Genomic DNA, 12,930 nt, shown 5'->3' on the forward strand with positions numbered 1-12,930 from the left:
AGATTTCTGATTATCAACTGGCTAAAGTTAAACATTTATATTATTTCGTATTTAAAAAATTAGACGATGCATTCTTCCCCCTTCCCTGCCCCTCAAAAAATTTATCCTATCTTTAAAAATAAATTATCAACATATAAGTTATATAGGTAAGCCTATACACCCTGGCATCCATGAATCATAACAGATCTGTTTTTACACATATATCATACATCTGCCTGGTTAGTCTTTTTTTGTGCTGTACAGTCATTACCAGTGTTAATGCCCAGAAGCGGGATACAACCGGTACCAACCGGCCACGTGATAATAGCAAATTTCCTCAGCAGCGGACCATGCAAAAGCCGCTGGTTACTCCTGCGCCAGTCAAAGTAGACGACCGCAGGCCACCCTCTGAAAAAATGCTGGAAAAGAAATGGACCATCAAACGACGGATAGTCCAGAATATCCTTGCCCGCTATAATTACTACTACCACGCCAATAAGAAATTACACGATATCAGTCATACGGTAAGCCGCCAGGGTATTGATAACTACAATTACCTGCTGCCCTTCTACCCTTACAGCCTGCAAAGCCTTGGCCTCAGCAAAGGTGACCTGGACTCCGTAATAGAAAAGGCTTCCATCAATATCCAGATTCGCGATCCCCGCAGTAAATGGATAGACGATAGCTACCTCGTGATAGGCGAAGCCTACTTCTACCAGGGTGAATGGGACAAAGCCAACAGGACCTTCCAGTTCATCAACACCACTTACGCGCCTAAAAAGAAAGACGATTATAAAGCAGTGGTAGGCTCCAGTCAGAACGACCAGCTATCCATCGCTTCCCGCGAAAAACGCAAAGGCATTATCGGCTTCTTCAAACATACCTACGCCCGTAATGACGCTTTCATATGGAGAGCGAAAACATTACTGGAACAAAAGGAATTCGATGAAGCCCGTTCCATGCTCAACATCCTGGAACATGATCCCTTCTTCCCGAAAAGACTGAACGGGCAACTCGCTGAGGTACAGGCCTATACCCTCTACAAACAGGAACGTTTCGCTGAAGCGATCGCTCCCATGCAGATAGCCCTGAAAAAGAAAACCAACCGTGATGAAAGGGCCCGTATGTCCTATATCCTCGGTCAGATCTATACCAACTACAACAAGCCGGACTCCGCCCTGCTGATGTTCAAAAAAGTGATCGCTGCCAAACCGGACCCCATGATGGAATTCCAGGCACGCATACAGATCGCTAAACTGAACGTATCAATTCCCGGCGGATCTCTTGATAAAAGCCTGGCCGTGCTACAGAAAATGGCAAAGAAAGAAAAGTACCTTCCTTTCAGAGATGCTATTTACTATACCATGGCTAACCTGGTGCTTCCCAAAGACCCTGATGCGGCAATGGGCTACCTGCACCAGTCCTTAAAAGCAGAAAGCAACAACACCCTTCAGAAGGCACTGACCTACAAAGCCATTGCCGATATCTATTATGGACAACGCCAGTACCGTTTTGCCAAAAACTTCTACGACAGCACCGCTTCCATAATGCCAAAAGAATTCCTGGACACTGCCGTAGTGAATACCCGCAAACGTGTATTGACAGACGTTGTAATACGCGTAGAAGCCATCCAGCATGAGGATAGCCTGCAAAGAATTGCGGCTATGCCGGAATCCGACAGAAACATATTCCTGGAAAAACTGGCTGCCAACATCCGCAAAGCCGCAGAAGAAAAAGCAAAACAGGATAAACTGAACGCGGCTAACAATACCGATCAGGGGCTGGCCAACAATCCTTTTTCAAACAATAATAACAACAACCTGGGGCCTAAGAAAGATGATGCGGGCGACTGGTACTTCTATAACACTACCAGCAAAACATCCGGTTACTCGGAGTTTAAAAAACGCTGGGGAAACCGTACCCTTTCAGATAACTGGCGTAGAAGTCAGAACAGCGTTGCCAACATTAATCAGGGTACTCAACCCGAAGACGACGAAGGCAATCCTTTAGGTGCAGCCGGTAAAGGCAAAACCAAAACAGTTCCTGCCGACAGCGCCACCGCTAAAACTCTGGCTGCCGGTCTTCCGCTTACCCCGGACGATCTGCTCAAATCCAATATCATTATCGAAGATGCCCTGTTTGACCTCGGTAAACTCTACCACGACAAGCTCGATAACGCGGTCCTTGGCATCGAAACATACGATACGCTCTTACAACGATACCCACGCCATCCGCGCAAACCGGAAGTCATGTACTCGCTGTACCTATGGAATAACCAGCTGAACCACACTGCATTAGCCAATAGCTATCGCGAAGGTGTAGTGAACCAGTACGGGGATTCCAAGTTCGCCAGCATGATCAAATACGGTGGCTTACAGGATGCCAACAAGGCTAAAAAGAAAGAAATTTCCGCTGCATATGGAGATATGTACATGGCTTACCTCGACTGTAACTACATGGGGGCCCTGGCAATCAAGAAGGCGGCAGACACCACCTTCGGACTCAATTTCATGCAGCCGAAATTCGACCTGCTGGAAGCCATGATCCTCATGAAGATAGATACCTGCGAGTTCGGACGCCAGGCCATCACCGATGTACTGCACAAATACCAGCAGGATGAAGCCATCCATGCAAAAGCACAGTCATTACTCGATGCGCTGAACGACAGACCAGCACTGGTTGTATATCTCTCCATGCTGGAAGTGGACAAAAAGAAAGGCAGCCAGGATACACTGGATGAAAACGTTTCTATGCGCTACCCATGGCAAAATCCGCAGCCAGCTTTCGATTCCCTGAAACTGAAAACGGCTACCGCAGATTCTCTGAAACTCGTCAACAATAATCTCAAGATCGCTCCGCTGCCTCCGCCGCTGAAACCGGTCACGCTTTATAAACTCAATACTGCCAACCCTCATTTCGTGGTACTCTCCTTCAACCGTGTATCTAAAGCACTCACAGAAGAAGCGCTGAATCAGTATACCCGTTACAATGCGGAGAAACATGCAGGTGAAAATGTGCAGGTGGCCAGCTTTGTGCTCACGCCAACAGAAGTGATGATCATCTTCCGCCTGTTCACCAATGAGGATAAAGCGCTTGACTATTTTGATGATATCAGAACATCAGCAGACAAGATAGCGCCGAAGATCAGACCTTCCGACTACAGCTTATTTATTATATCCAGGGACAATTTCATACAGTTAAACAGCACAAAGGACCTCGACGGGTATAAAAAGTTCTTTAACGACAACTATATCACGCAATAATGAGGCAAAAACATATTAACGGATTTAATCAAATTAATATGGCTTTTAACATTAATTGAAGGAATTCACCGGGATTTTTTTAATATTTTTGCCCGGCTGTTACACTGTATATGGGCAATAAGGCCCGTAAATTGCTATAATCTGGAAAGCCAATTCAAAGGTAAGTATGAAAAAATCTGTTAAAATATTGTGGATCACGGTGTTGGGGGTGATGGGGATATTCATTTTAATGTTATTACTGATCAATTTCCGCATTATTGGCAACATGCCATCCATGGAAACCCTGGAAAATCCAAGGGCTGCCCTGGCATCAGAAGTGATTGCGGAAGATGGGACCATCCTTGGTAAATACTACCAGGTAGACAGGTCCAGTTCTGACTACAATGAGATTTCAAAGAATGTGATCAATGCCCTCATCGCTACAGAAGATGTGCGGTTCTACGATCACTCCGGTATAGATCCTTATGGTACCATGGCCATTCCTTTTTACCTGGCCATCGGTAAAAAAAGAGGTTCCAGTACTATTACCCAGCAGCTGGCCCTGAACCTTCAGGCAGATAATAACGGAACACTGCGTGCTTCCAATATTATTAAAAGAGGCTTCCAGAAAATGCAGGAATGGCTCATCGCCATCAAGCTGGAACGCAACTTCACCAAACAGGAAATCGTTACGCTCTACTTAAATACAGTGCCTTTCGGTGATAACGTATACGGTATCGAAAATGGTGCAAGGACCTTCTTCAGCAAAGATGCCGGTCATCTTTCCATAGAAGAAGCAGCTACCCTCATCGCTATGCTGAAGGGTACCAATTTGTACAATCCCCGTCGTAATCCTGTAATAGCCCGCGATCGCCGTAATACGGTGATAGAGCTGATGCAGAAGAACAACTTTATTACGGAAGCAGAAGCCAATGCAGCTAAAAGCAATCCTATTGTACTGAGATATAATAAGATAGATCATAATAAAGGATTAGCGCCTTACTTCAGGGAAGTATTACGTGATGAACTCAAAGCCTGGTGTAAAGACCACAGAAAGGCAGATGGCGCAGAATACAACCTGTACCGCGATGGTCTGAAAATATATACTACCATCAATCCCCGCATGCAGATGTATGCAGAGGAAGCTGTTGATCATCACTTAAAAGATCTGCAGAAAATATTTTCCCAGCAGTCTAATATCAAATCCGGCAGTGTGTGGAAGAACTGGCAACAGTATATCGACCGCTACATGAAGGAATCAGACCGTTATAAGGCGATGAAAGATGATGAGATTTCTGATGAAGAAATTACCAAAGCTTTCAACACTCCTACCAAAATGAAGGTATTCTCCTGGAGAAGTTATACTGAGCCAGACCTGAACGAGATTGATACTGTGATGACGCCTATCGACTCCATCAAATACATGCGTGCCATCTTACAGGCGGGCTTTATGGCTATGAACCCTGAAAGCGGTGAAGTGAAAGCATGGGTAGGCGGACCGGATTTCCGTTATTTCAAGAATGACCACGTCATGAAAACAAGACGTCAGGTAGGTTCCACCTTTAAACCATTCCTGTACTGCTTTGCGATTATGAATGGGATGTCGCCAAATACTGTACTGCCAAATGAACCGGTTACTTTCCCCAAAGAACACTGGACACTTACCCATAACTCAGAAGGTGGTGTAGGTGGTAGTATTACCATGGCAGGTGCACTGGCCCAGTCCCTGAACCTGGTATCTGCTTACCTCATCAAGCAGTTAGGCGCAAGAGCTGTAGCCGATTTTGCAAAGAATAAAATAGGTTTCACCAGCGATATTCCTCCCTACCCTTCTATCTGTTTGGGTACACCGGAAATATCCCTGTATGAAATGTTACGGGCATATACCATGTTCCCTGCAAGGGGTATCATCTCCAAACCAATTTATATTATCCGCATAGAAGACAGGAACGGTAATATCCTGCAAACATTCGCTCCGGAAAAGAAAGAAGTGATCAATGAGACGGAGTCTTACACTATGGTCAAAATGATGCAGGGCGTAACTGGCCCGCACGGTACAGCAGCCCGTCTGCGTTTCCGTTACAACATCACAGGTGAAGTAGCAGGTAAAACCGGTACTACCAATGATAATACTGATGGTTGGTTCCTGGGTTATACACCACAACTGCTGGCAGGTGCCTGGGTGGGTTGCGAAAACAACTTCCTGCACTTTGCTACTACAGGAAACGGTCAGGGTGCCGCCACAGGCTTACCTATCTGGGCTTATTTCTTCCAGAAAGTATATGCGGATAAATCATTGAAGATTGATGAAAAAGCCTCCTTTGCCATCCCTGCTTCTATAGAAAACGGGTATGCACCTTTCCAGGATAATATTCCACCGGCTGCAGAAGCCACCGATCAGGGTAATGGCAGTGCAGATGAATATTATGATGTGAATAAACTGGAAGAAGAGGCTAATAAAGAGATGAAAGAAAAGGAGAAAGAAAAAGCACCGGCACAACCGGCACAAACTCCCAAAGCAGTCCTTCCTCCTAAGAAAGATAATTAAGCATTTTATAACAAAACACAATAGGCTCCGTTAGGAGCCCCGTGTTTGTAGAAAACATAATAAACAACAAAAACTGACTCCGTTAGGAGTCCCCTAAAATCGGATATAGGGGACTCCTAACGGAGTCTGGTTTGATGTTATAATCAATTGCTACAAACACGGGGCTCCTAACGGAGCCTTTTTAGTATCTACTGATAGGATATCTCTTTTATTTTACTTTTTCTCTTCTCCTACATAATGTAACGAATCATATTTCATTGCATTCGCTACCAGTTTTATCCCCAGCTGTAATACCAGCGCTTCTTCCTTCGGTTCTAATTTATCAGCATCATCTGTAGGCTTATGATAATCATCATGTGGGCCTGTATGCAGGAATATTACCGGTATTCCGCTCATATAAAAGTTATGGTGATCAGATGCGCCTTTACTGCCACCGTCTGTGAAATAATGAATCCCCGGCTGCTGCACATCCTTGAACACGGCAGGCCATTCCTGCGCAGAAGCATAACCGCCAATACCCAATCCCCTCGTATCATTATAACGTCCTATCATATCCATATTCAGCATCAGGTGAACACTGCTCAGCGGAATAGTAGGATGATCTACAAAATATTTAGATCCCATCAGGCCCGGCTCTTCAGCCCCCATCGCAATAAACAGGAAGTTAAAAGGTTCTTTCTCCCCGTTTTGGCTGTAATAACGGATATATTCCAGCAAACCGGCTACGCCTGAAGCATTATCATCAGCTCCGTTATGGATCACGTTAAGGGGGTATTTACCGTCATACAGCGTAGCTAAACCCAGGTGATCATAATGTGCGCCTATAATGATAGTACGGGCAGCACCATTATCTAAAAACCCGATTACATTACGACTGGGCACATTCTTATGTGAGTTCTTATCAAAAGTAAAGTCCTGATAATAACTGCCATTATTGCCCGGCTTAAGTCCCAGCTTCTTAAACTGCCTGGCCACATACTTACTGGCCTTCATGCCACCTTTTTCATTGGATCCCCTGCCTTTCAGTTTCTCAGAGGCCAGGTAGTTCACCGTATGCTGAATGCGGCTGGGAGAAGGAATGTAATCCTGTGCATAGGTGGATAAATACAAAGTGCTGGCTGTTGCCAGTAACAACAATTGTTTCATGTTTACGATTGAGACCAGTAAATAAAGAAGGCTCCCATTGTGGGAGCCTTCTTTCAAATATAATAAAATTAAGTTACTTCTTTTTCGGTTGTACACCCTGCTGCCTTTGCTGCATCTCTTCCAGCTTTTCCTGCCATTTGGATTTGCTCTTAGGCTTCTTCTTGTTCTCCTGGATCTGTGCATGGATCTTGTCGTGGTTGATGATAAATTTCTGTATCACCCACTGTAACACGATACTGATTACGTTAGACAGGAAGTAGTAGAATGTAAGAGCCGAAGCCAGACGGTTAAATATACCCAACAGCATTACCGGGAAAACGTAAGGCATGTATTTCATTACCGGGTTGCTCTGATCGGCCATACCACGGTTATTGAAAGCCAGCATCAAACTGGTAGCGGTCATCAGCAATGTGAAAAGACTCACGTGATCACCATAGAAAGGAATGGTAAACGGCAGATGGAAGATAGAATCGTAGGTCGAAAGGTCTTTCGCCCACAGGAAACTCTCCTGGCGCAACTCAATAGAGGACGGGAAGAAGCTGTACATCGCTACCAGGATAGGTAACTGCATTACAGCAGGTAAACAGCCTCCGAGAGGGTTTACACCGGCACTCTTAAAGAGTTTCATCTGGTCCATACCAAAAGCCTGCTGATCATCACCATGTTTAGCACGCAGTGCATCAATTTCAGGCTTTAATACCTTCATTTTAGCAGATGATACATAACTCTGGTAAGTGAACGGCGCTATCAGTAAGCGTATAAATAAGGTGAGCAGGATGATGATAACACCATAATTGTGAATAAATCCACTCAGGAAGTTAAACACAGGGATGATCACCCATTTGTTCACATACTTTACGAAAGCGAAAATACCGGAACCCAGCGGGATGATATTTTCCAGCCCTATATCAAAAGATTTTAATGTCTTATAATGGTTAGGACCGTAATATATTTCTATCGGGAACTTGAAATCATGTGCACGGGTGTAAGGGATAGACAGGGTGGTGAAAGTCTGTCCAACGATATTACCGCTTTCAGGCACTTTGGTATTGATATCAGCTCCTGCGAAGTTGTTATCTTTTTTGGAGATGAAGGTAGTGTTGAAGAACTGTTGTTTCACACTCACCCACTGCAGTTTGTTCTCCAGTTGCTGATGACTGGTACGCTGTAAGGTGAAATAATCGTGTTTACCTTCACCGGACTCATAATGTACCTGGTTGTTCAGGCGTTCATTCTGCATATCCAGTTCCTGTCTGTCATTCTGGGCATCCCATTGCAGGGCCAGTGTTTTCTGGGAAGCAGGCAGCACGTTTTCAAGTCCAACAGCATGAATGTCAAAGTCAACCGCATAACCATCCTGTTTCAGTGTATACACATATTCCAGGAACTGTTCAGGATTAGAGGTAGAGAGGCGGTAAGTAACTGCCTGACTGCCATCTGCCAGTTTCTGCACTGTACCACCGGTAAAGAACAGGTCTGCCGTATTTAATAAGGTATTGTTATTGGCAGGTAACTGCATGGAAATACGGTTGAAAGAACCGTCTACCAGCAATAAAGGAGCGCCATCAAAGGTTTTGAATTTTTTCAGCTGAACAGTAGCTGGCTGTCCGCCCTGGTTGGTAAAAGTGATTTTTACCACGTCATTTTCCAGTACAGCAGTTTGAGCAGTACCTTTTGCTGCATTAGCAAAAGCACCATATTCACCTGCCAAACGGGTGGAATCCTGAGTACCGACCGGGCCGGTAGCAGCATAACCTGTTGTATCTGTGGGTACTTTGGGCTTGTTAATGTTCGCGATGGAATCCTGACGGGCTTTCTCTTTCCGTGCTTCTACCTGTTGACCTTGGTTATAGAAGATATATCCCACCAGTAATACTCCCAGCAAGACGAAGCCAATGACCGAGTTTCTGTCCATGAAATTCTAATTGAAATTTAGGCTGCAAAGGTATGTAAAAGCCGCAAGCTTTTAGCTGTAAGCGACAAGTATCATCCCAATATTCTGTTAAGTTAATATTGAATTGTTACTCGCAGTGTGCAACTAATAGCTTGCGGCTACTCATTATTAATTATTGGTGGGCGATTTTCTCTTCCGCCAGTTTAGCATTGTTTGTCTTAATTTCTGCATATTCCTTAGCGGCAGCAATGAAATGAACGAACAACGGAGCCGGTCTGTCCACGGTACTCTTCAGTTCCGGGTGAAACTGGCATCCCACAAAGAAAGGATGATCAGGCAGTTCTACCATTTCTACCAGGCCACTTTCCGGGTTCTTACCGGAAGCTACCATACCTGCTTTCTCGAAATCTTCCAGGAACATACTGTTGAATTCGTAGCGGTGACGGTGGCGTTCAGTGATGCTGGTACCTTCATAAATAGAAGCAGCCCTGGAGCCTGGCACCAGTTCGCAGGCATAAGAGCCTAAACGCATGGTACCGCCTTTGGCCGTAATTTTCTTCTGTTCTTCCATCAATCCTATTACCGCATGAGGGGTATCAGGGTTCATTTCAGTAGAGTGTGCATCCTTCCATCCTATTACGTTACGTGCATATTCCACTACGCTCATCTGCATTCCCAGGCAAATACCAAAGAAAGGCAGGTTGTTTTCACGCGCATACTGGATAGCCGTTATTTTTCCTTCTATACCACGATGACCAAAACCGGGAGCCACCAGCAAACCATCCAGGTTGCGGAGCTTCTCAGATACATTCTCAGATGTAAGAAACTCAGAATGAATATTTTGTACTACTACTTTACACTCATTCATGGCTCCTGCATGGATAAATGACTCCAGGATAGATTTGTAGGCATCCTGCAGCTCCACATATTTACCAATGAGACCGATAGTCACTTTGGATTTAGGGTACTTCAGTTTGTCCAGGAATCCTTTCCATTTGGTCATATCCGGTTCCTTCTCAATAGGGATATGCAGTTTCTTCATCACAATGACATCCAGCTTTTCGCGCAGCATTTCCAGCGGCACTTCATAGATGGTACTCATGTCTGTAGCTTCTATCACAGCATCTACCGTTACATTACAGAACAGTGCAATTTTCTTCTTCAGATCATTGTACATAGGTTCTTCTGTGCGGCAAACGATCACGTCCGGATGAACGCCGTTCTCACTCATCATTTTCACAGAGTGCTGTGTTGGCTTGGTTTTCAGCTCTTTAGCTGCACGCAGGTAAGGAATCAGGGTCAGGTGTACCACCAGACAATCCTGTTCTTCCAGTTCCCATTGTAACTGACGAACCGCCTCTATATAAGGCAGTGATTCGATATCACCTACTGTTCCACCTAATTCAGTGATCACGATATCGAAATTACCATCTTTACCCAGCAGCAGGATCCTGCGCTTGATTTCATCTGTAATATGCGGAACTACCTGCACAGTCTTACCGAGGTAAGCCCCTTCACGTTCCTTGTTAATTACAGTCTGGTAAATACGACCGGTAGTCACATTATTAGCCTGGGATGTAGGTGTATTAAGGAAACGCTCATAGTGCCCCAGATCGAGGTCAGTTTCAGCGCCATCTTCGGTTACATAACACTCTCCGTGTTCATAAGGGTTTAATGTCCCCGGGTCCACATTAATGTATGGATCAAACTTCTGAATAGTTACTCTAAAACCGCGCAACTGCAATAATTTTGCCAGCGAAGCAGCTATAATTCCTTTACCCAACGAGGATGTAACACCTCCCGTAACGAAGATATATTTTGCCATAAGATCTAATTCTGTAGAATACTTGACCTAAAGAGGAAGTGCCGGACGACATAAATGGTGTAACCAGTCAAGTAAAAACTAACTTCCGAAGGTCAGGCAAAGTTACAAAAATTTGCTACCCGCCCAAAAGGCTTTTTAAGATTATATATTTATCACATATATAAAGAAATAACATAAAAATATTTAACCTCTTATTTAGGGCTTATAAATTTATCGTGAGGGGTTCCACATTTTATTTATTACCGATAGCATCAAACTTCTTACTAATTTTGCCGGCGAACAAACAATAACATGACTATAACGCCCAAGCGCACGCAGGACTCAGTTATCCAGATGACGGAACTGGTACTGCCCAATGATACCAACACTTTTGGCAACCTGATGGGCGGCCGTTTAATGTACTGGATGGACATAGCCGCAGCGCTGGCTTCCATGAAACATTGCAGTGCGCCGGTAGTAACGGCATCTGTAGACAACATTTCTTTCGAGAATCCCATTAAGCTGGGTAACGTAGTACATATTGAAGCGAAAGTGAGCAGGGCATTTACTACTTCAATGGAAGTACATCTGCGGGTATGGGGTGAAGATCCTGTACAGCAATATCGTTATAAGTCAAATGAGGCGTTCATGACTTTCGTAGCCCTGGACCCTAATGGCAAATCCCGGATAGTACCTCCCATTGTTCCTGATACAGAAGATGAGAAGAATTTATATGACGGTGCTTTACGCCGCCGTCAGCTTCGCCTGATCCTCAGTGGTAAAATGAAGCCGGAAGATGCGGAAGAACTGAAAGCATTATTTGCATAAAAGGCTTACTGATGTGTGAAAGGACATCTTTCACACATCAGGATATCCCCTCCCACTCTTTATAAAACCTTTCCAGGAACTGCTCCATAAACAAATGTCTTTCTTCAGCCAGCTTTCTGCCGGTAGCAGTATTCATCCTGTCCTTCAGCAATAACAACTTCTCATAAAAATGATTGATCGTAGGGGCCGTACTATTTTTGTACTGTTCTTTAGTCATCTGTAAATCAGGTGCAATCCCCGGATCATAAATGGCCCTGTTCTTAAAACCGCCATAGTTGAAGGTGCGGGCAATACCGATAGCCCCCAGTGCATCCAGGCGGTCTGCATCCTGTACCACCCCCAGTTCCGGAGAGTAAAATTTACCTGCCTGCTGTCCGCCTTTAAAAGAAATATGTTCAATGATATCAGTCACATGTTGTATCACATCAGCCGGTACCTGGATAGATTCCATGAACTGCCGTGCTTTCGCCGGCCCAACACTTTCATCTCCTCCATGAAATTTGGCGTCTGCAATATCATGCAGCAGGGCGCCCAGTTCAACCACCAGCATATTCACATCTTCCTCTGCAGCAATGTGTTTAGCCAGTTGCCATACCCTGTAAATATGCCACCAGTCATGCCCGCCTTCGGCGCCTGCCAGTTCTTTTTTAACGAATGCTTCTGTTTGGGAAAGGATCATGGGGCAAATATACAGCTACGAAGAACGAAGAAAAAGAGAAACGGTTAAGGAAGCATAGCCTGCAATGAACCGTTTCCCTTCCCTGAATTCTGGCAGCATGCAATATTACAGGGGATCTGCTTCACTAGATTTTCTTCGTTTTTCTCTTTGTATTAATCGATAGATTAGTTTGGTGCAGCTAAATGATGGTTGATAAAATGAAATAGTGAATAGTCGAAATACAATTCAGATTTTGGTTGATAAACGATCTTAATAATACCTAAGCGAGGCCCCTTTCAGGCCTCTGGCACAAGGTATTAACTTCAGGGAAGCGGGAACTATCTTTGTAATTGGCGCGGCATAAGGCGGGGATATGATAACTATCCGAAACTGCGAGGTCAAGAACTTTGCTGGCCTTTTGCCGACCCTAGCACCGGAAGTTCCCCGCCTGTAACCGCTACTTACTTTATCTTCGGGCATATACTTGCTATATGCCTCAATATTTTAGAGAGCAGAGCCAGCTATTATCTGCTGATCATAGGTTGACACTGCTCCTTTGGATGGTTTTATGATTGTTTGTAATGGACTTGTTTTAATATTGGATTTCATGATAGTAACCGAATTAATATAGGGCGATTTCTTAATGACCATCCTACTGAACCTGTTTTTCGAAACATTGCGCATAACAAGAGACTAATGACACATTAAAAATAAATATATTTGAACTATTAATCTGAAAATCTCTATCAAAACCACTTATACTTTCTAATATTTACATAAAAATAACAACCATTGTTGAATTTTCACATACATCGATGCTAATTTATAAAT

Annotated in this window: 7 protein-coding genes; 3 read left to right on the forward strand and 4 right to left on the reverse strand. The window is 44.3% G+C overall.

Annotation, left to right across the window (positions count from 1 at the left end; genetic code table 11):
• The first annotated feature begins 170 nt into the window (after positions 1-170).
• Both BMW86_RS03435 and BMW86_RS03440 read left to right on the forward strand, forming a co-directional pair.
• Positions 171-3,242 carry a type IX secretion system periplasmic lipoprotein PorW/SprE gene (locus tag BMW86_RS03435; RefSeq protein WP_143056468.1) on the forward strand — a complete coding sequence of 1,024 codons (3,072 nt, stop codon included), beginning with the start codon at positions 171-173 and terminating at the stop codon, positions 3,240-3,242.
• A 166-nt stretch (positions 3,243-3,408) separates the two neighbouring features.
• Positions 3,409-5,769, forward strand: a complete 2,361-nt coding sequence (locus BMW86_RS03440; RefSeq protein WP_089778985.1) for a transglycosylase domain-containing protein — start codon at positions 3,409-3,411, stop codon at positions 5,767-5,769.
• Positions 5,770-5,982: 213 nt separating this feature from the next.
• Here the strand turns inward: BMW86_RS03440 and BMW86_RS03445 are convergent, their stop codons facing one another.
• From BMW86_RS03445 to BMW86_RS03455, 3 genes are all read right to left on the reverse strand, one after another.
• Positions 5,983-6,915: a M20/M25/M40 family metallo-hydrolase gene (locus BMW86_RS03445; protein ID WP_089778988.1), complete on the reverse strand. Its 933-nt coding sequence runs from the start codon at positions 6,913-6,915 to the stop codon at positions 5,983-5,985.
• 73 nt (positions 6,916-6,988) lie between these two features.
• The gene (yidC, locus tag BMW86_RS03450) at positions 6,989-8,830 is read right to left on the reverse strand and encodes a membrane protein insertase YidC (protein WP_089778990.1); all 1,842 of its coding nucleotides are present in this window, start codon (positions 8,828-8,830) and stop codon (positions 6,989-6,991) included.
• 151 nt (positions 8,831-8,981) lie between these two features.
• Positions 8,982-10,634, reverse strand: coding sequence for a CTP synthase (locus BMW86_RS03455; RefSeq protein ID WP_089778992.1), 1,653 nt, complete (start codon positions 10,632-10,634; stop codon positions 8,982-8,984).
• A 291-nt stretch (positions 10,635-10,925) separates the two neighbouring features.
• Here BMW86_RS03455 and BMW86_RS03460 point away from each other — a divergent pair, with 291 nt between their 5' ends.
• Entirely contained in the window at positions 10,926-11,441 is a 516-nt protein-coding gene (locus BMW86_RS03460; RefSeq protein ID WP_089778994.1) for an acyl-CoA thioesterase, read from the forward strand.
• Between the two features lie 37 nt (positions 11,442-11,478).
• On the opposite strand, the gene BMW86_RS03465 is transcribed toward BMW86_RS03460, so the two are convergent.
• Complete coding sequence (locus tag BMW86_RS03465; protein WP_089778996.1) at positions 11,479-12,120, reverse strand: HD domain-containing protein; 642 nt, start codon at positions 12,118-12,120, stop codon at positions 11,479-11,481.
• Positions 12,121-12,930: the final 810 nt, after the last annotated feature.

The organism is Chitinophaga sp. YR573, assembly GCF_900110995.1.
Classification (GTDB): Bacteria; Bacteroidota; Bacteroidia; order Chitinophagales; family Chitinophagaceae; genus Chitinophaga.

Excerpts from the sequence above, each read along its gene's own strand:
- BMW86_RS03440 (WP_089778985.1), top strand. The coding sequence starts at position 3,409 with ATGAAAAAATCTGTTAAAATATTGTGGATCACGGTGTTGGGGGTGATG.
- BMW86_RS03465 (WP_089778996.1), bottom strand. The coding sequence starts at position 12,120 with ATGATCCTTTCCCAAACAGAAGCATTCGTTAAAAAAGAACTGGCAGGC.
- BMW86_RS03445 (WP_089778988.1), bottom strand. The coding sequence starts at position 6,915 with ATGAAACAATTGTTGTTACTGGCAACAGCCAGCACTTTGTATTTATCC.
- BMW86_RS03435 (WP_143056468.1), top strand. The coding sequence starts at position 171 with ATGAATCATAACAGATCTGTTTTTACACATATATCATACATCTGCCTG.
- yidC (WP_089778990.1), bottom strand. The coding sequence starts at position 8,830 with ATGGACAGAAACTCGGTCATTGGCTTCGTCTTGCTGGGAGTATTACTG.
- BMW86_RS03455 (WP_089778992.1), bottom strand. The coding sequence starts at position 10,634 with ATGGCAAAATATATCTTCGTTACGGGAGGTGTTACATCCTCGTTGGGT.
- BMW86_RS03460 (WP_089778994.1), top strand. The coding sequence starts at position 10,926 with ATGACTATAACGCCCAAGCGCACGCAGGACTCAGTTATCCAGATGACG.